The sequence below is a fragment of the Rhodanobacter sp. UC4448_H15 genome (assembly GCF_052978265.1).
Map to the genome: position 1 here is coordinate 84,796 of NZ_CM129665.1, position 19,311 is coordinate 104,106.

Annotated in this window: 19 protein-coding genes; 15 read left to right on the forward strand and 4 right to left on the reverse strand. The window is 68.5% G+C overall.

The genetic code is table 11. The features are described 5' to 3' along the window. The first annotated feature begins 8 nt into the window (after positions 1-8). From ACVCMI_RS00340 to ACVCMI_RS00355, 4 genes are all read left to right on the forward strand, one after another. Positions 9-1,358, forward strand: a complete 1,350-nt coding sequence (locus ACVCMI_RS00340) for an amidohydrolase family protein (protein ID WP_447097876.1) — start codon at positions 9-11, stop codon at positions 1,356-1,358. 108 nt (positions 1,359-1,466) lie between these two features. After that, positions 1,467-2,234 (forward strand): bifunctional demethylmenaquinone methyltransferase/2-methoxy-6-polyprenyl-1,4-benzoquinol methylase UbiE, encoded by a 768-nt coding sequence (gene ubiE, locus ACVCMI_RS00345; protein WP_447097875.1) that lies wholly within the window; start codon positions 1,467-1,469, stop codon positions 2,232-2,234. A gap of 199 nt (positions 2,235-2,433) precedes the next feature. Continuing rightward, positions 2,434-2,700: a DUF2249 domain-containing protein gene (locus tag ACVCMI_RS00350; protein WP_136259712.1), complete on the forward strand. Its 267-nt coding sequence runs from the start codon at positions 2,434-2,436 to the stop codon at positions 2,698-2,700. Then, positions 2,700-3,329, forward strand: a complete 630-nt coding sequence (locus tag ACVCMI_RS00355; protein ID WP_447097874.1) for a hypothetical protein — start codon at positions 2,700-2,702, stop codon at positions 3,327-3,329. The genes ACVCMI_RS00350 and ACVCMI_RS00355 overlap by 1 nt, the downstream gene beginning before the upstream one ends. 16 nt (positions 3,330-3,345) lie before the next feature. On the opposite strand, the gene ACVCMI_RS00360 is transcribed toward ACVCMI_RS00355, so the two are convergent. Then, positions 3,346-4,275 (reverse strand): DMT family transporter, encoded by a 930-nt coding sequence (locus ACVCMI_RS00360; RefSeq protein WP_395120458.1) that lies wholly within the window; start codon positions 4,273-4,275, stop codon positions 3,346-3,348. Positions 4,276-4,378: 103 nt separating this feature from the next. Between ACVCMI_RS00360 and ACVCMI_RS00365 the strand changes: the two genes are divergently transcribed. The 10 genes from ACVCMI_RS00365 (at position 4,379) to ACVCMI_RS00410 (ending at position 15,632) form a co-directional block, all read left to right on the forward strand. Continuing rightward, positions 4,379-4,906: an Lrp/AsnC family transcriptional regulator gene (locus tag ACVCMI_RS00365; RefSeq protein ID WP_395121273.1), complete on the forward strand. Its 528-nt coding sequence runs from the start codon at positions 4,379-4,381 to the stop codon at positions 4,904-4,906. Positions 4,907-5,001: 95 nt separating this feature from the next. Beyond that, positions 5,002-6,570: a S10 family peptidase gene (locus tag ACVCMI_RS00370; protein WP_447097873.1), complete on the forward strand. Its 1,569-nt coding sequence runs from the start codon at positions 5,002-5,004 to the stop codon at positions 6,568-6,570. Positions 6,571-6,586: 16 nt separating this feature from the next. After that, positions 6,587-8,140 (forward strand): S10 family peptidase, encoded by a 1,554-nt coding sequence (locus tag ACVCMI_RS00375; RefSeq protein WP_447097872.1) that lies wholly within the window; start codon positions 6,587-6,589, stop codon positions 8,138-8,140. 16 nt (positions 8,141-8,156) lie between these two features. Beyond that, positions 8,157-9,851, forward strand: coding sequence for an acid phosphatase (gene acpA, locus ACVCMI_RS00380; RefSeq protein WP_447097871.1), 1,695 nt, complete (start codon positions 8,157-8,159; stop codon positions 9,849-9,851). A gap of 21 nt (positions 9,852-9,872) precedes the next feature. After that, entirely contained in the window at positions 9,873-10,826 is a 954-nt protein-coding gene (gene pip, locus ACVCMI_RS00385; RefSeq protein ID WP_447097870.1) for a prolyl aminopeptidase, read from the forward strand. Between the two features lie 101 nt (positions 10,827-10,927). Then, complete coding sequence (locus tag ACVCMI_RS00390; protein ID WP_447097869.1) at positions 10,928-11,569, forward strand: glutathione S-transferase family protein; 642 nt, start codon at positions 10,928-10,930, stop codon at positions 11,567-11,569. A gap of 73 nt (positions 11,570-11,642) precedes the next feature. After that, the gene (locus ACVCMI_RS00395; RefSeq protein ID WP_447097868.1) at positions 11,643-13,505 is read left to right on the forward strand and encodes a M1 family metallopeptidase; all 1,863 of its coding nucleotides are present in this window, start codon (positions 11,643-11,645) and stop codon (positions 13,503-13,505) included. Positions 13,506-13,549: 44 nt separating this feature from the next. Continuing rightward, positions 13,550-14,488: an alpha/beta fold hydrolase gene (locus tag ACVCMI_RS00400; RefSeq protein ID WP_395121275.1), complete on the forward strand. Its 939-nt coding sequence runs from the start codon at positions 13,550-13,552 to the stop codon at positions 14,486-14,488. A gap of 164 nt (positions 14,489-14,652) precedes the next feature. After that, positions 14,653-15,198, forward strand: coding sequence for a sterol desaturase family protein (locus ACVCMI_RS00405; RefSeq protein WP_447097867.1), 546 nt, complete (start codon positions 14,653-14,655; stop codon positions 15,196-15,198). 38 nt (positions 15,199-15,236) lie between these two features. After that, on the forward strand, positions 15,237-15,632 hold the full coding sequence (locus ACVCMI_RS00410; protein ID WP_447097866.1) for a YciI family protein: 396 nt from the start codon (positions 15,237-15,239) through the stop codon (positions 15,630-15,632). Between the two features lie 22 nt (positions 15,633-15,654). Here the strand turns inward: ACVCMI_RS00410 and ACVCMI_RS00415 are convergent, their stop codons facing one another. The 3 genes from ACVCMI_RS00415 to ACVCMI_RS00425 form a co-directional block, all read right to left on the reverse strand. Then, positions 15,655-16,425, reverse strand: a complete 771-nt coding sequence (locus tag ACVCMI_RS00415) for a M48 family metallopeptidase (protein WP_395120473.1) — start codon at positions 16,423-16,425, stop codon at positions 15,655-15,657. A 132-nt stretch (positions 16,426-16,557) separates the two neighbouring features. Beyond that, complete coding sequence (locus tag ACVCMI_RS00420) at positions 16,558-17,475, reverse strand: recombination-associated protein RdgC (RefSeq protein ID WP_447097865.1); 918 nt, start codon at positions 17,473-17,475, stop codon at positions 16,558-16,560. Between the two features lie 163 nt (positions 17,476-17,638). Beyond that, the gene (locus tag ACVCMI_RS00425; RefSeq protein ID WP_447097864.1) at positions 17,639-18,841 is read right to left on the reverse strand and encodes an amino acid aminotransferase; all 1,203 of its coding nucleotides are present in this window, start codon (positions 18,839-18,841) and stop codon (positions 17,639-17,641) included. Between the two features lie 263 nt (positions 18,842-19,104). On the opposite strand from ACVCMI_RS00425, the gene ACVCMI_RS00430 reads away from it, so the two are divergent. Next, entirely contained in the window at positions 19,105-19,311 is a 207-nt protein-coding gene (locus ACVCMI_RS00430) for a YdcH family protein (RefSeq protein WP_395120478.1), read from the forward strand.

Consider the following 19,311-nt stretch of genomic DNA (forward strand, 5'->3'; position numbering starts at 1 on the left):
GAACCACCATGACCACGACTCGCCACCTGTTGTTCGCCGCCCTCGTGGCATGTCTCCCTCTGGCTGCCGGCGCCGACGCGCCGGCCCGCGCCGATGCCGGCGACCACCGCGTCAGCGTGATCGAATGCGCGCGCCTGCTCGACCCGGCCGCCGGCAAGATGCTGGGCCAGACCACGCTGGTAGTGGAGGACGGCCGCATCAAGGAGATCCATCCCGGCACCGTCGACATCGCGCCGTACCGCCAGGCCGCCGGCACGGTGGGCTTCACCCGGCTGGCCGATGCCACCTGCATGCCGGGGCTGATCGACTCGCACACGCACCTGACGATGCAGTTCAGCAAGAGCACCTACAGCGACAAGTTCCGCCTCAATCCGGCCGACCACGCCATCCGCGGCACCGTCTACGCCAAACGCACCCTGCTCGCCGGCTTCACCACGGTGCGCAACCTCGGCGACGACGACAATGCCTCGCTCGCGCTGCGCAACGCGATCAACGCCGGCCTGGTGCCCGGCCCGCACATCTTCAGCGCCGGCAAGTTCATCGGCACCACCGGCGGCCACGCCGACCCCACCAATGGCTTCCGCTGGAACCTGCAGGGCGACCCCGGTCCCAAGGATGGCATCATCAACTCGCCCGCCGACGCGTGGAAGGCCGTGCGCCAGCACTACAAGGACGGCGCCGACCTGATCAAGATCATGCCCTCCGGCGGTGTGCTGGACGAAAGCTCCAGCTCCGAAAACCCGCAGATGACGCTGGAGGAAATCCAGGCCGTGGTCGCCGCTGCGCACGACTACGGCTTCACCGTGGCCGCGCACGCGCATGGCGCCGAGGCGATCCGTCGCGCGGTGCTGGGCGGCGTCGATTCGATCGAGCACGGCACCTTCATGGATGCCGAGGACATGAAACTGATGAAGGCGCACGGCACCTGGTACGTGCCCACCATCATCGCCGGCCAGTACGTGATGGAGAAGGCGCGCGAGGGCTGGTATCCGCCGCAGGTCGCGCGCAAGGCCGAGGAAGTCGGCCCGGTGATCATGGCCACCGCCGGCAAGGCGTACAAGGCCGGCGTGAAGATCGCCTTCGGCACCGACTCCGGCGTGTTCCCGCACGGCGACAACGCGAAGGAGTTCGCCTACATGGTGCAAGCCGGCATGCCGCCGATGTTCGCCCTGCAGGCGGCCACCACCCACGCCGCCGAACTGCTGCACAAGTCCGACCAGCTCGGCCGCATCGCGGTCGGCCGCGGCGCCGACGTGATCGCCGTACCCGGCAATCCGCTCGATGACATCACCGTCATGCAGCACGTCGAGTTCGTGATGAAGGACGGCGTGATCTACAAGCAGGGCCCGCTTCAATAAAATGACCTCGCTCCCTGCGTTTGCCCCCTCTCCCCGAGGGGGAGAGGAGGCGAAGGCAAAAGGCGCGCTGATCTTATTGAGGCCAAGGCTTGCTGTAGCATTGCAGGGATGAACGAGCAGCCGAAGTCCCCGCCCGCATCCACCACCCACTTCGGCTTCCGCGACGTGCCGGTGGGCGAGAAACAGAGGCTGGTCGGTCAGGTGTTCACCTCGGTCGCACGCAGCTACGACCTGATGAACGACCTGATGTCGTTCGGCACGCACCGGTTATGGAAGCGCCATTTCGTGGCGACCAGCGGCGTGCGCCGCGGCGACCGCGTGCTGGACCTGGCCGGCGGCACCGGCGACATCGCCGCGCTGCTCCATCCGGTAGTGGGCGAGACGGGCGAGGTGGTAGTCGGCGACATCAACGCAGCCATGCTCGACGTCGGCCGCGACCGGCTCACCGACCGCGGCCTGGTCGCCAGCCTGCGCTGGGCCCAGCTCAACGCCGAACGGCTGCCCTTCCCCGACAACTCCTTCGACGCGGTGACCATGGCCTTTGGCCTGCGCAACGTCACCGACAAGGATCAGGCGCTGGCCGACATCTGCCGCGTGCTCAAGCCCGGCGGCCGGCTGCTGGTGCTGGAGTTCTCGAAAGTGCAGAGCGAGGCGTTCGGCAAGCTCTACGACTTCCACTCCTTCAAGGTCCTGCCGCGTCTGGGCCAGCTGTTCGCCGGTGATGCCGACAGCTACCGGTACCTGGCCGAATCGATCCGCAAGCACCCGGACCAGCAGACGCTCAAGGGCATGATGGAGCGCGCCGGCTTCGGCAAGGTCGAGGTGCGCAACCTGACCAACGGCATCGTGGCGATCCACCGCGCGTACAAGTTCTGAGAAGCAGTCAAGCAAGTGACTGCTCATGCGAGCGAGTCCGGGCCTGTACCGGACTCGCGATGGAAGAAAACCCCAGGAAGTGGTTTTTTTCGCCGGCTCTGAGCATCGCGCGCCACGGGGTTTGCGCCTGATCCAGGTCAGTGGCCGATGGCCATCGACGGCGTATGTTGGGGCGGTCTTTCCCACCATGAGTCCCGTCATGCCCCTCGATATCGAGACCGAGCCCAACACCCACCTGTTCGATGCCCGCGGCGTGGCCCGCCGTTTCCGCCATTCCGCGATCTTCGGCGCGATCGGCGTGCTGCGTTCGGGCGAAACCATGCGCTTCGTCAACGACCACGACCCGCTGCCGCTGATCGCGCAGTTGCGTGATCGCCTCGGCGACAACCTCACCGTGGCCTACCGCCAGCGCGAGCCCGGTGCCATCGTGATCGACTTCGGCATCACCGGCTTGCCGGACGAGTGATGGGCACCCCGGCTTTCTTCGACCAGGCGCCGCCGATCCCGATGCGCGATCCGCTGGCGGCGTTCCTCGGCGCCGCCGACGACGGCCTGCTCGACTACCGCTACATCGACGCGGTGCGCCTGGCCGGGCACTCCTGCCCCACCGTCGCCGGTGCCTACCTGATGGCGCGCGCCGCGTTGCGGGCGTTGTATCCCGACGGCCCCGCCGAGCGCGGCGGCGTCGAGGTGCTGATCCCGGGGCCGGAGAGCGAGGGCGTCAACGGCGTGATCGGCCAGGTATTCACCCTGATCACCGGGGCGGCCGGCGCCAACGGCTTCCACGGCATCGCCGGACACTACGCGCGCCAGTCGCTGCTGAGCTACGCCGACACGGCCGAGCACGCCGCCGTGCGGGTCCGCCGGCGCGACACCGGCGCGAGCGTGGCGGTGGAGCTGGATCTCTCGAGCGTGCCCGCACCCGCCAACCTGCGTCCGCTGCTCGGCGGCGCACTCGATCCGGCGGCCAGCGCGGAACAGCGCGCGGCATTCGGTCGGGCATGGCAGGAGCGCGTGCAATGCCTGCTGCTGGAACACGCCGATGACCCGGACGTGATCCGGCTGACCCGGCTCGACCACCCACCGATGCACTGAAGCGCGCCGGTCGTCCTCACGACTGCTCGCACGAGGACACCGGCAGCGCCGGGCTGGCTGCCGGCGGCGCTGGCCGCCGCCGTGCGTTGGCCAGCACCACGCCGCCGATGGTGATCGCACCACCGACCAGCACCAGCACCTCGGGAACCTCGTGCAGCCACAGCCAGCCGATCAGCAGCGCGATCGGCGGCGACAGGTAGATGAAGCTGCTGACCTGCGAGGCCGATGAGCGGTTCACCGCCAGATTCCAGGCCAGGTAACCGACGAAGGTCGGCGCGATGCCCAGCCAAAGCAGCGCGCCGATGTGCGGCCACGAGGCCGCTGCCAGCGCCTGCGGCAGATGCCAGCCGAACGGCAACGCGCCGAGCGTGCCGGCGAACATCGCGAACGCGGTGACCCCGACCATGCTGCTGCGCGAGAACAGCGCCTTCTGGCCGACGAAGAAGACCGCCGAGACGGCCACGCACACCAGCACCAGCAAGGCGTGCGGATCGACCTCCACGCGCTGTCCGCTGGCGAATACCACCAGCACCGTGCCGAGCAGGGCCACCGCCAGCCCGAGCCACGTGCGTGCGGCCAGCCGTTCGCCGATCCACAGCGCCGACACCGCCGCCGTGGCCGCCGGCACCAGCGAGATCAGGATCGAGGCGGTGCCGCTGGCGATGCGCGTCTCGGCGTAGTTCAGGCACAGGTGATACACGGTCAGGCCAAGCACGCCGAGCAGGGCCAGTTGCGGCCAGTCGCGCAGCGCCGGCAATGGCACGCGCCTGATCCAAAGCAGCACGGCGAAGCACAGCGAGCCGATCAGCAGCCGCGCGAACGCCACCTCGCCCGGCGTGAACGCGGGCAATGCATAGGCGATCGCGGCATACGCCGACGACCAGGTGAGCAGGGCGATCGCGATGGCGAGCAGGGCACGGCCATCGAGACGTTGAGCGGTATCCATGGGGGGATTCTCCGGCGGGGAAGCGCGCATCCTAGTCCTGGCGATGGCGCCGGTGAATAATGCATCGCGGCGGAATCGCGATGTTTCGCCGCTGATCGAAATGATGAAAGAGGTTGTCACCTTGGAATCGAAACCGACCGATGGCCGATCCGCACTGGACGGCAAGGACTGGCAATTGCTGGAGGCGCTGCAGCGCGATGCGCGACTCGGTTTCGCCGAACTCGGCCGGCTGGTGCGCCTGTCCGCGCCCGCAGTGGCCGAACGGGTGCGGCGACTGGAGGATGCCGGCGTGATCAGCGGCTACCACGCCACGGTCAACCCGCGCCGGCTCGGTTATGCGCTGAGCGCGATGGTGCGCCTGCGCTGCGACGGGGCCACCTGCGCGCGCATCGGCAGCCTGGTCGAGGACATTCCCGAGGTGCTCGAATGCCGCCGCCTGGCCGGCGAGGACTCGGCCCTGCTGCACGTGGTGGCGATGTCCACCGGGCACCTGGAGTCGGTGCTCGACCGCCTGCTCAAGACCGGCGCCAGCAACAGCACCACCACCCTGATCGTGCTGCAGACGCCGCACGAGAACCGGCCCCTGACCCGCGCGATGTGGAACGCGGCGATGGCGATGTCGGGCGACTGATCCACCGGTCGCGCGGGGCGACCAGTACTTTTGTCACGGTCGCGCATCGACACGGCGTCGCATACTCGAACGCTGCTCGAACTCAGGGGAACCCCATGCGCCGCCTCGCTTCGCTATTGCTGGCCAGTGCCATCGCGCTCGCCGGCCTGCCCGCCGCCCATGCCGCCGACGCGGCGCCGGCCAACGCGTCATCCAGCGCCACCCATGACAGCACCGATCCGCGCATCCCCGCCCATGAAACGGCGGTGCGCACGCAGCACAGCGTCGCCATCGGCGGGCGCACGATCAGGTACACCGCCACCGCCGGCACGGTGATCATCCGCGACGACAAGCAGCAGCCGCAGGCCAGCGTGTTCTACGTCGCCTACACCGTCGACGACGGCAAGCCCTCGCAGCGCCCGCTGACCTTCCTCTACAACGGCGGCCCGGGTTCCTCCAGCGTGTGGCTGCACATGGGCTCGCTCGGCCCGGTGCGCATCGAGACGGCCAGCCCGCAGGCCACCGCGCCGGCGCCGTACCACCTGGTGGCCAACGGCGACAGCCTGCTCGACAAGACCGACCTGGTCTTCATCGACGCCGTCGGCGCCGGTTATTCGCGCCCGCTGGGCAAGGCCACCGGCAAGGACTTCTGGGGCGTGGACCAGGACATTTCCGCCTTCAGCCGCGCGATCGAGCGCTACGTCACGCTCAACCGGCGCTGGAACTCGCCCAAGTTCCTGTACGGCGAGAGCTACGGCACCACCCGGTCGGCCGCGCTGGTCGACGCGCTGCAGGACAAGGGCATGGCCTTCAACGGCGTGATCCTGATGTCCTCGATCCTCAACTACGCGATCCGCATGCCGGGCTACGACGAGAGCTACGTCGGCTACCTGCCCAGCTTCGCCGCCGCCGCGTGGTACCACGACAAAGTGCCTTCCAAGAGCGGCCAGAACAAGCCGGCCGAGCTGAAGGCCTTCGTCGACCAGGCCCGCGCCTGGGCGCGTGGCCCGTACGCCTCCGCGCTGGCACTGGGGCAGGATCTGCCCGCCGCACAGTTCGACGCGATCGCCACGCAGATGGCCGGCTTCACCGGCCTGCCGGTGCAATACATCAAGCAGGCGAACCTGCGCGTGAGCCCCAGCCGCTTCCGCAAGGAACTGCTGCGCGACCAGCGTCTCATCCTGGGCCGCTACGACGCCCGCTTCACCGGCACCGACCCCGATGCCGCCGGCGAAACGCCGGAGTACGACCCCTCCGACACCGGCATCAGCGGCGCCTTCGTCAGCGCCTTCCACGACTATCTTGCCGACCAGCTCGACTACCCGAGCCAGCTCGACTACCGCCCCACCTACGGCAAGATCATCCAGGGCTGGGACTGGAAGCACGCCGTCCCGGGCATGCGCCGCGCGCTGCCGCTGCCGTACGTGGCCGGCGACCTGGCGCACGCGATGCGCACCAATCCGAACCTCAAGGTGCTCTCGCTCAACGGTTACTACGATTTCGCCACGCCGTTCTTCATCACCGAGTACGACCTGGCGCACATGAACCTGGACCCTTCGCTGCGCGGCAATCTGTCGTTCGCTTACTACCCTTCCGGGCACATGATCTATCTCAACACCGAGGCGCTGCAGCAGCTCAAGCACGATCTCGCCCGCTTCTACGACCTTGCCGCGCCGCAGCGCTGATACGGAGCCTCTCGCCATGCGCCATTCCCTCATCGCCCCGCTCGCCTTCGTCCTGGCCATCGGCCTTGCCGCCCCGCTGCATGCGGCCGACAGCAACCCGCACGACAGCAAGTCCCAGGCCGACAAGGACACCAAGAAGGACACGCTGCCGATCCCGCCCGAACGCAAGGTGGTGACCTCGCACAGCGTGCGCATCGATGGCCGCAACGTGGCCTACAAGGCCACCGCCGGCACCTTGCTGATCAAGGACGACAAGGGCCAGCCCACGGTCAGCATGTTCTACGTGGCCTACACCGTCGGCGACGGCAAGGCCGCGCAGCGGCCGGTCACCTTCCTGTTCAACGGCGGCCCCGGCTCCTCCAGCATGTGGCTGCACATGGGTTCGGTCGGGCCGGTACGGGTGGCCAACGCGGGCGACCAGCCGATCCCGCCGCCGCCGTACAGCACGGTGCCGAACGAATACAGCCTGCTCGACAAGTCCGACCTGGTCTTCATCGACGCGCCCGGCACCGGCTATTCGCAGCTGGTCGGCGCGGCCAAGGGCAAGGACTTCTACGGCATCGATCAGGATGCCGACGCGTTCGCGAAGTTCATCACCCGCTACGTCGGCGACAACCACCGCTGGAACTCGCCGAAGTTCCTGTTCGGCGAGAGCTACGGCACCACCCGCTCGGCGGTGCTGGCCAAGCAATTGCAGGACCAGGGCATGGAGCTCAACGGCATCGTGCTGATGTCCTCGATCCTGGACTTCAGCGTGTGGGCCAACACCGGTGTCGACCACGGCTACATCGTCAACCTGCCGACCGAGGCCGCGATCGCCTGGTACCACAACAAGGTACCGAACAAGCCCGCCGACCTGGCCGGCTTCATCGCCGCCGTGCGCCAGTTCGCCAGCACCGACTACACCCTGGCACTGGCCAGGGGCGACGCGATCACGCCGGCCGAGGCCGACCGCATCGCCACGCAGCTGAGCCAGTACATAGGCCTGTCGACGACGTACATCAAGCAGGCCAACCTGCGCATCGACCCCAGCCGCTTCCGCAAGGAGCTGCTGCGCGACCAGCGCCGCACGGTTGGACGTCTGGACGGCCGTTTCGAAGGCATCGACCCGGATGCCGCCGGCGAGACGCCCGACGGCGACGCCGCCAGCGATGCCGCCACCGGCGCCTACCTGGCCGCCTTCAACCAGTACGCCACCAGCGCCCTGAACTACGCCAGCGACCACGCCTACCTGCCCAACAACTACGGCGTCATCAACCGCAACTGGGACTGGAAGCGCGAGCACCAGCGCTTCCCGCAGGCGCCGTACGTGGGCAGTGACCTGGCCGACACGATGCGGCGCAACCCGCATCTGAAGGTCTTTTCCGCCAACGGCTACTACGACCTGGCCACGCCGTTCTACGCCACCGAGTTCGACCTGGGCCACCTCAGCCTGGACCCGGCGATCAGCAAGAACATCGAGTACGGTTTCTATCCGTCCGGTCACATGATCTACTTCGATGTCGACGCCTTGAAGCAAGTGAAGGCGGATCTGGCGCGCTTCTACGACGAGGCCGCACCGCGGCCCTGACGGAGTCTCCCCAGCCATGACGGACAAGCCGAGCGCACCGCCCGACGCCGACGAGAACGCACCCCGCGACCCTGCCCGGCGCCGCGTGCTGGGCGGCATCGCGCTGGCGGGTGCGGCCGCGACGCTGGCCGGCTGTCGCATCGACGACGCACGCCACGCCAGTGCGCCGACGGGAGATCAAGCGGCGCTCGACGCGCTGCTGCGGCAGCACATCCAGCACGTGGTGGTGCTGTACGCGGAGAACCGCAGCTTCAACAACCTGTTCGCCGGCTTCCCCGGCCTGGCGCAACCGCTCAAGGCGCTCGACTCGCCCGAGTACCGCCAGCGCGACCGCGGCGGCAGTCTGCTCACCACGCTGCCGCCGGTGTGGAGCGGCATGGTGCCGCGCGAGCAGGTGGTCGGCGGGCGCCGCTACCTCATCGACGAGCAGGCCATCACCGGTTTGCCCAACCGGCCTTTCGCGCTGCGCACGCCCGATGGCGAGCTGCTGCCGCACGGCGTGATCACCCGCGATCTGGTGCACCGCTTCTACGAAAACCAGCTGCAGATCAACGGCGGCCGCAACGACGGCTTCGTGGCCTGGAGCAACACCGGCGCGATGCCGATGGGCCACTACGCCGACACGGCCCGCAGCCTGCGCCTGTGGCAGCTGGCGCGGCAGTACACCTTGTGCGACAACTTTTTCATGGGCGCATTCGGCGGCTCGTTCCTCAACCACCAGTACCTGGTCGCCGCGCAGCCGCCGTACTTCCCGCACGCCGACCAGAGCCCGGCGAAACTGCAGATCGCCCAGGTGCAGGGTGACGACCCCACCGGCATCCTGCCGAAGTTCGCCGAAGGCTCTCCGGCGAGCGCGATGCAGGGTCGCCCGGAATGGGCCTCGCGCGATGCCATGACGCCGGACTTCTGGGCGGTCAACACCATGGGGCCGGCCTATGCGCCGGGCTTCAGCCATGACCCGCGCGATCCGCGGCTGGCGGATGCGACCAGCCCGAACACGCTGCCCGCGCAGAGCCACCTGACCATCGGCGACGTGCTGTCGCAAGCCGGTATCGACTGGGCCTGGTATGCCGGCGCCTGGCAGCTGGCGCTCGACGGCAAGGGCGAAGGCGACCACAGCGAGTTTCCGCAGGTGCCGGATTTCCAGCCGCACCACCAGCCGCTCAACTATTTCCGCCAGTTCGCCCCGGGCACGGCGGCGCGTGCGCAGCATCTGCGCGACGCCGGCACCGGCAGCCGCGCCGACAGCAACCATTTCATTGCCGCGGTCGAAGCCGGCCAATTGCCGCCGGTGACGCTCTACAAGCCGCAAGGCAATCTCAACATGCACGCCGGCTACGCCAGCCTCGATGCCGGCGACGAGCACCTGGCGCAAGTGGTCGAGGCGCTGCAGCGCAGCCCGCAGTGGCCGAACATGCTGGTGGTGCTCACGGTGGACGAGAATGGCGGCTGGTGGGATCACGTGGCGCCGCCGAAAGGCGATCGCTGGGGCCCGGGCACGCGCGTGCCGGCGCTGGTGATCTCGCCACACGCGAAGCGGGGCTTCGTCGACCACACGATCTACGACACCGGCTCGATCCTGCGTTTCCTCACCCGCCGTTTCGACCTCAAGCTGCTGCCCGGACTGAAGCTGCGCGACGCATCGATGATCGCCGCCGGCGGCCCGCCGCCGGGCGACCTCACCGCCGCGCTGCAGTTCGCCAGCGCCTGACCCCCGCAGGAAACACCGACCATGCGCGAGCTGTACCCGGAGATCGAGCCGTACCAGACCCATCGCCTCCCCGTGGATGCGCTGCACACGCTGCACGTGGAGGAGTGCGGCAACCCGCTGGGCCTGCCGGTGATCTTCCTGCACGGCGGACCGGGCGCCGGCCTGTCGACCTATCACCGTCGCTTCTTCGATCCGGCGCGCTACCGCATCGTGCTGTTCGACCAGCGCGGCTGCGGGCAGTCCACCCCGTTCGCCGAACTCACCGACAACACCACCACGCACCTGGTCGCCGACATCGAGCGCATCCGCGCCTTCCTGGGCATCGAGCACTGGGTGGTGTTCGGCGGCTCCTGGGGTTCGACCCTGGCGCTGGCGTACAGCCAGGCCCACCCGCAGCATTGCCTGGGCATCGTGCTGCGCGGCATCTTCCTCGGCCGGCCACAGGAATTGCGCTGGTTCAACGAACTCGATGGCGGCGCACGGCAGATCTTCCCCGAACGCTGGGCGCGCTTCCGCGATTTCATCCCGAGCGACGAGCGCGGCGAGATGCTGGACGCCTACTGGCAGCGCCTGAACAGCACCGACGAAGCCACCCGCCTCGCCGCAGCGCAGGCGTGGAGCGCGTGGGAAGGCGGCAGCACCACCCTGGTGCACGACCCCGACGCCGGCGGCATCTTCGAAGACCCGCATCACGCAGTCAGCCTGGCGCTGATGGAAGCCCACTACTTCCGTCACGCGCTGTTCCTCGAACCGGACCAGCTGCTGCGCGACGTGCCGCGCATCCGCCACCTGCCGGCCACCATCGTGCACGGCCGCTACGACATCATCTGCCCCGCCGTCAGCGCCTGGGACCTCGCCCAGGCCTGGCCCGAAGCCACCCTGCACTTCGTGCTCGCCGGCCACAGCGCGGCCGACCCGGCCATCGTCGACCGCCTGGTCGAGGCCACTGACGCGCTGGCCGATCGGTACTGCTGACGGCACGCCGTTTCGGACCGGAACCGCGTCGGCGCAAGAAGCGGATGGCGCGCCCGGCGCGGTGACGCCAGAATGCGCGCCTCACCTCAATGGAGTTGCCGATGCTGACCCTCTACGACTACCTGCCTTCGCAGAACGCCTGGAAAGTGCGCCAGCTGCTGCATCACCTCGGCCGGCCGTATCGCACGCTGGAGGTCAGCATCTTCGAGGGCGAGGGCCGCAGCGAAAGCTATCTGCGCATCAGCCCGACCGGCACGGTGCCCGCGATCGAACTGGACGACGGCCGCACGCTGGCCGAATCGAACGCGATCCTGATGTACCTGGCCGATGGCACGCCGTATGTGCCGGGTGATGCGTTCGGCCGCGCCAAGGTGCAGCAGTGGCTGCATTTCGAGCAGGAGCGGGTGGAGTCGGTGCTCGGCGCGCTGCGCCACTGGACGCTGACCGGCAAGCTGGCGCAACGCGCACCCGCGCTGGTGGAGGCAAAGCGCCACGCGGCGCAGCGCACGCTGGAGATCCTGGAGCGCGAGCTGTCGGAGCGCGACTTCATCGCCGGCGAGCGTTACACCATCGCCGACATCGCGCTGTTCGCCTACGGCAGCCGCGCGGCCGAGGCGGGCTTCGCGCTCGACGAATATCCCGCCATCCGCGCCTGGATCGCCCGAGTGGAGGCACAACCGGGCTTTCTCGCCACCATGCATCCGTACGCGAGCGACCCGCATTCGGCAGGCGAGTTGCCCTGAGCTTTCGTCACAGGCGGCAGCCAGCGCGGCGGTGGCATACTCGGGGTTTCCCGGCCCGAGAGATCTCCCGCCCATGCGCCTGTTTCCGCTTCTTGCCTTCGGTACGCTGCTGTTGCCGGTGGCTGCCCAAGCCAACGATCCGAACTCCTACGCCCAGCCCGACCAGGTGCGGGTGACGCATCTGGATCTCGACCTCAACATCGACTTCCCGCACAAGCAGCTCGCGGGCCAGGCGACGCTGAAGCTGGATTGGCGCAACCCGCAGGCGCAGTCGCTGGTGCTGGATACGCGCGACCTGAAGATCGCCAGGGTCGAGGCGCTGGCCGCCGACGGCAAGGCCACGCCGCTGAAATACGCGCTGGCACCGCGCGACAAGGAGCTGGGCAGCAAGCTCACCATCACCGCGCCGAAGCATCCGGCGCAGGTGCGCATCGTCTACAGCACGGCACCCACCGCGTCCGGCCTGCAGTGGCTGACCCCGGCGCAGACGGCGGACAAGCGCGCGCCGTTCATGTTCTCGCAGTCCGAATCCATCCACGCGCGCTCGTGGGTGCCGCTGCAGGACTCGCCGGCGATCCGCTTCACCTACGACGCGCACGTCAGCGCGCCGAAGAACATCCGCGTGGTGATGAGCGCGCTCAATGACGCGCAGCATCCGCTTGACGGCGATTTCAGGTTCGACCAGCCGCACCCGATCCCGTCCTACCTGCTGGCGATCGCCGCCGGCGACCTCGCGGTGAAGGAAACCGGCCCGCGCTCGGCCGTGTACGCGGAACCCTCGGTGGTGGCCAAGGCCGCGCACGAATTCGAGGACACCGAGAAACTGATCGAAGCCACCGAGAAGCTCTACGGCCCCTACGCCTGGGGCCGCTACGACATCCTGGTGCTGCCGCCCTCGTTCCCGTTCGGCGGCATGGAAAATCCCAACATGACGTTCGCCACCCCGACCGTGCTGGTGGGCGACAAGAGCCTGGTTTCGCTGGTCTCGCACGAGCTGGCGCACTCGTGGTCGGGCAACCTCGTCACCGCCGCGGCGTGGCGTGACATCTGGCTCAACGAGGGTTTCACCACCTACGTGCAGGGCCGCATCACCGAGGCGGTGTACGGCAAGAGCCAGGCCGACGAGGAGGCACTGCTGTCGGCGCGCGCGCTGCAGAAAAGCATCGGCGCGATGGCCGAGAACGCGCAGAAGCTGGCGCCCGACCCGCGCGGCGTGGGCGCCGATGACTCGCTCTCCGACGTGGCCTACGACAAGGGCTCGTGGTTCCTGCGCACGCTGGAGCAACGCTTCGGTCGCGCCGATTTCGATGCCTACCTGAAGGGCTATTTCAAGCATTTCGCCTGGCACAGCATCACCACCGAGCAGATGCTCGACTACATGAAGCCGAACCTGATCGAGAAGTACCCCGGCAAGATGGGCTGGGCGGAGGTGCGCGAATGGGTCTACGGCAGCGGCATCCCCAAGGATGCACCGCTGCCCGAGTCGCCGAGCTTCGACGCGATCGACAGGCAGCGCGGCGAATTTCTTGCCGGCACGCTGGCGGCCGACAAGCTCGACGCGAAGGGATGGAACACGCAGGAGTGGATGTATTTCCTCGACCGCCTGCCCGACGCGCCGGCGCTGGACAGGATGCAGCAGCTCGACGCCGCCTGGCACCTCACCGGCACGCCGAACGCGGAGATCGGCATGCGCTGGTACAGCCACGCGATTGCCGCCGGCGACAAGGCGGTGTGGGATGCCGCCGCCGAGCACATGACCCGGATCGGCCGCATCTACCTCACCACGCCGCTGTACAAGGCGTTCGTGAAAACGCCGGAAGGACTGGCCTTCGCCGAGCAGGTCTACGCCAAGGCGAAAGCCGGCTACCACCCGCTGACCCAGCAGGTGGTGGAGGGCATCCTCGCCAAGGCGAAGCAGGCGGACAAGCCTGAGTGAGCCCGACCTCGCCCACCGATACGACCACGCCGCTGTGGAAGCGCATGCTGCGACGGCGGCTGAAGTTCCTTGCCTGGCTGGTGGCGCTGCTGGCCATCGTGCTGGGCGGCAGCTACCTGTTCGCGCCGCAATGGCTGATGCGCGCCGGGCACCTACGCGAGGCGATGGCGGCCAAGCTGGAAACACACAGCGTGCAGGTCGGCGACACCCGCTGGTCGTACTACGAAGGCGGCGAAGGCCCGACCATCGTGCTGCTGCACGGCTTCGCCGGCGACAAGGATGTCTGGTTGCCGGTAGCCGCGTTGCTGAGTGCACATTTCCATCTGGTCATCCCCGACCTGCCCGGCTGGGGCGAATCCTCGCGCGTGGCGCAGGGCAACTACGACGTCGACGCGCAGGCCGCGCGACTGGACGCCTTCGTGCAGGCACTGCGACTGCCGCGCTTCATGCTGGCCGGCCACGGCACCGGTGCGGCGATCGCCGCCGCGTATGCCGCCGACCAGCCGCAGCGCGTGGCCGGCCTGGCCCTGCTCGATGCGTACGGCCTGAAAGCCGGCGAGAGCGACTTGACGCGCCTGGTACGCGCGGGCAACAACCCCTACCTGTTCGGGGACCGCGCCGGTTATGCGCAGCTGGCCGCGCTGGAGTTCGCGCAGCCGCCCGACCGGCCCGGCCGCTTCGTCGACGTGCTGGTCGAGCGCAATCGGCGCGACCGCGATTTCATCCAGCGCACGTTCCAGGCCTGGCACGCGCAGCCGCTGGCGCTGCAGCAGCGGCTGGGCCGGCTGACCATGCCGGTGCTGGGGTTGTGGTGCCACGATGACAGGATCACCGACATCTCGGCGCTGGACAGCCTGCGCAACGGACTGACCGCCGCCAGCGCGATCAGCACCAGCACGATCAACGGCTGCGGCCACCTGCCGATGCTGGAAAAGCCCGAGACGACGGCGCAGATACTCACCGGTTTTGCGCTGTCGCACTGAACGGAACCGGTCGCCACGGCAGCCGGCGGGGGAAAACATGATGGATTGTGGTTGCCGACATGGGAGAATGCACGCATGAGCCTGCACACCGGCATGGCGCCTGGCAAGAAAGTGCAACGATGAAGCAGAACCTCGTTCGTTCAGCTGTGGATGCGATTGCGCGGATGTCCACCACGCGGACCAACTACTGGACCGAGCTGGTGCTGGACACGGCGCTGGGCGCCTGGCTGCTGGTCGTCGGCTGGCGCCATCTCGACGGCGGTCCCTGGCTGGCTGCCGGCGCGATCGCACTGGGCCTGTTCGCCTTCAGCTTCATCGAGTACTTCTTCCACCGCTGGATGTTCCACACCCGCATCCCGCTGTTCGAGCAGGGCCACCGCATGCACCACGAGCGTCCGCTCGGCTACGACTCGCTGCCGTTCTTCCTGCCGGCGATGGTGCTGATTGCGCTGACCGCGGTGCTGGTGGTGCTGATGCCGTTCGGGTTCGCGCTGCTGCTGGCCGGCTCGATCACGCTCGGCTACATCGTCTACGGCCTGGCCCACTTCATCATCCACCACGTGCGCTTCAAGCAGCCGCTGCTGCGCCGCTGGGCCGGCGCCCACCACGTGCACCACTACCACCCGGATACCAACTTCGGCGTCACCACGCCGCTGTGGGACATCCTGCTGCGCACGCGCTACGTGCGCCAGCCGCGCAAGGCAGTCTGACCGGCGCGTCACCGCGCCCCCTATCGAGGCCAGGTTCCATGCCCACAAACGAGTACCTGCTGATCTCGCGCGGACAATGGGACGAAGACGCCGACAAGGGCGCCGTGCAGGACACCATCGACCGCTTCTACGCCTGGTACGAAGAAGGCCTGGCGCAAGGGCGGCTCAAACCGGGCAGCCGCCTGGCGAACCGCGGCAAGCTGGTGTCCCGCGATGCGGTGACGGATGGTCCGTTCAGCGAATCCAAGGAGCTGGTCGGCGGCTACTGGTTCATCGTGGCCGACACGCTGGAGGAAGCCGCCGCGATCGCCGCGGAGAACCCCTGCCTCGCCTTCGGCCTGACCGTCGAGGTGCGTCCGCTGGAGTCGGCGCGCTCCAGCGTGGAGATCGTCACCAACGAGACACCGCGACGCTGGAAGACCACCGACGCCTGAGCCGGCGAGGACGCCGCGCCGTTCAATCGGCCACGTCGGCGACCAGCCGGTCGAGTTCGGCCTTGAGGATCGCGCCGTGCTGGCGCAGCCAGTCGCGCTGTTCGCGCCAGTCGGGATAAAGCGTTTCCACCAGTGCCCAGAAGCGCGGCGAGTGATTGCGCACGCGCAGGTGGCACAGCTCATGAACCAGCACGTAGCGCAACGCGGCCGACGGCGCCAGCGCCAGCGCGAGGTCGAGGTTGATGCGATCGCGCGTGTCCAGGCTGCCCCACAGGCTCTTCATCGGGCGGATGCGCAGCGAGGTCGGCGCCAGGCCCAGCTGCGGCACGTGGACCGCCATCCAGCGCGACACGTCGCGACGGATCAGCAACTCCAGGTGGGAGGCGAGCAGGCCGCGGGCGATCGGCAAGGCGCGGCTGTGCGGGCGCGGCACCACCAGCGTCAGGCCGCGCGCATGCGCCTCGATCTTCGGATAGGTGCCTTCGGACCAGTCCAGTTCCACCAGTTCGCCGCGCAGCGGAAAGTGGCACGCATGGCCGATGCGCAGCGGCGGCAGCGGCTTGACGATCAGGTTCAGTTCGTCGAGCTTCTGCTCCAGCCACACGGCGTGGCTGCGCAGGAACGCGCTGACCTGCGCCGGATGCGTGCCGCGCGGATACGACACCCGCGCGCCCTTGGGCGTGACGGTGAGGCGCAAACGTCGCGCACGCGGATGGGCGGCCTTCAACACCCGGATGGTGTTGCCGCCTGCCATCGCCAGTTCCAGCCAGTCGCCTTCGAGATGCTGCGTCATGTCCTGCCGTCCATCCGGTACGTCACGCGCGGTCGGCGTGGCGAATCCGGACAGACAGTATGCCGGCAAGCCGGCGCCCCGGCGCAAGGGCCGGGCGGCAGGCCGGCCGCAATTCCGGCCGGCTGCGAAATCTCAGCCGTCGGTGGGACGCGGCAGGCCGAACCATTCCTCCAGTTTGGCCAGCAACCGCGCCAGTTCCAGCGTCAACAGGGCGAAACTGGCGTCCATTTCGGCGTGGGCATCGGCCTGGCTGTCGCCCAGCTCGTCCAGCACCACGTCGAGGAACTTCAGCTTGCGGATGACCAGGTCCTCGCCCAGCACGAAGCTGATGCGGTCGTCGAAGGTCAGCCCCAGCAGGAATACCTGCTTGCCGTTGCGCAGGTGCTCCTTGACCTCTTCCGCATCCAGGTCCTGGCGGCGGCAGCGGGCGATCGCGCCGGTGGCGGTGGCCGGGTCGCGCAGTTCGCATTCGTCGCCCAGCGCCAGCCCGGCCGGCAGGTTGCCGGTGGCCAGCCAGTCGGTCATCAGCACGCGCGGACCTTCTTCCGGCGCCAGCGGCACCGCCGGGAAGCTGCCCAGCGCCTCGCGCACCTGGCTCAGCGCGTTCTCGGCCGACTTGCGGCTGGAGGTGTCCAGCACCAGCCAGCCGTGCTTCTTGTCGACGTAGGCGGACATGCGCGACTGCCGCACGAAGGCGCGCGGCAGCAGCTCGTTGAGCAGGTCCTCCTTGATCCGCTTGCGCTCGCGGCCGCCGACCTTGCGGCCCTCCTCCTCGGCGATCTTCTGCACCTTGCGATGCAGCTCGTCGTTGATGACGGCGGCGGGCAGCAGCTTGTCCTCGCCGCCGACGGTGAACAGGGTGGACTGCTTCACCGCATGGGTGAGCGGCTCGCCCTCGCCGCGGCCGACCGGCGGCACGAAGCCCCTGGTGAACATCTCCAGCGGGCCGCAGGGGCGCAGCCGGTGCTCGGCCAAGGCCTCGTCGAGGCGATCGAGATCGGTGGCGACCGCGGGGGAAAAACGGAACAGGGTGAGGTTGCGAAAGAACATTCGGTATCCGGGTATTGATGAAGCCGGCGGGAAGGATTTCAGCTCCCGCCGTTCGGCCTGAGCGCAGGCCTGAAAGGCCGAAGTCGAAGGGTATCGCAGCGTGCCCTTCGACTCCGCTGCGCTACGCTCAGGGTGAACGGTGGAGCAAGGCGGTGGTGGACAGTCAGCGGCAGACGGCGGCGACCGCCGCGGCCACGGCGTCCAGGTTGGACTCGTTCAACGCCGCCACGCAGATGCGTCCGCTGTCGAGGGCGTAGATCGCGTGCTCGTCGCGCAGGCGGCGCACCTGCGCCTTGCTCAGGCCGGAGTAGGAGAACATGCCGGCCTGCTTGTTGATGAAGCCGAAATCCGGCGCGCCGAGCGCGGCCAGCTTCTCGACGAAGCCCGCGCGCATCGCGTGGATGCGCGAACGCATGCCGCCCAGCTCCTGCTCCCAGCGCGCGCGCAGCTCGGCGCTGCCCAGCACGCCGGCGACCAGTGCGGCGCCGTGGGTGGACGGGCTGGAATAGATCGTGCGGATGACCTGCTTGATCTTCGACTGCAGCCGCGCCGCCTCGTCGCGATCGGCGCCGACCATCGACAGCGCGCCCACGCGCTCGCCGTACAGCGAGAACGACTTGGAGTACGAGTTGGCGACCACGAACGCCTCGATGCCGGAGTCCGCCAGCACGCGCACCGCGGTGGCATCCTGTTCGGTGCCGCGGTCGAAACCCTGATAGGCCATGTCGACGAACGGCAGCAGCTTGCGCTCGCGCAGCAATTCGACCAGTTGCGCCCATTGCGCGGCATCCAGATCCACGCCGGTGGGGTTGTGGCAGCACGCATGCAGCAGCACCACGGTGCCGGGTTCCATCCGGCCCAGATCTTCCAGCATGCCGGCGAAATCCAGGCCGTGGCTGGCCGCGTCGTAGTAGCGGTACTCCAGCAGTTCGAAGCCGGCGGTGCGGAACACCACGTGATGGTTGCCCCAGCTCGGGTTGCTGATCGCGACCTTCGCGTTTGCACCGGCCACCTGCCTGAGCAGGTCCGCCGCCACGCGCAGCGCGGCGCTGCCGCCGATGGTCTGCGCGGTGGCCACGCGGCCGGCCGCCAGCAGCGGCGACCGTTCGCCGAACACCAGCTGCTGGGTCAGCCGGTTGTACGCGGCGAGGCCGTCGATCGGCAGGTAGCCGCGCGGCTTCGCCGCCGCAGCCAGCGCCAGCTCCACCTCGTGCACGGTGGGCAGCAGCGGAATGCGCCCCTGCTCGTCCACGTAGATGCCCACGCCGAGGTTGATCTTGTGCGGCCGCGCGTCCGCCAGATAGGTTTCGGTGAGGCCCAGGATCGGATCGCCAGGGGCCATTTCAACGGGGGCAAAGAAGGACACGATCGGTACTCGATGGGTGGGGAAGGCACGCGCCGGGGCCGTCGATGGACGGCTTTCTCCGGCATGGCGGCGCGACGCACGGGAGAACGGCGCGAAACACCGCCGACTATAGCAAGAGCCGGCCGGCCACCGCAGCGGCGGGCGGGCCGCAACCGCCGCCCACGGCAGCGCGCGGAGCCGCCGCGTGATCCGTGGCGATTACCGCTGGCGCAGCGCCACCAGCGCGCTAAAATGGGCGGTACGTCACACGTTTGGCCATTCCCATGCCGATCCAGGATCACGCCGAAATCGCCCACCTGCTTGCCGAGCTCAAGCTGGAACATCGCGATCTCGACGTGGCGATCGACGAACTGGCCCACGCCATCGGCCGCGACGAACTGCAGCTGACCCGGCTCAAGAAGCGCAAGCTGCTGCTGAAGGACCATATCGCGCGGCTGGAAAGCAAGCTGATCCCCGACCTCGACGCCTGA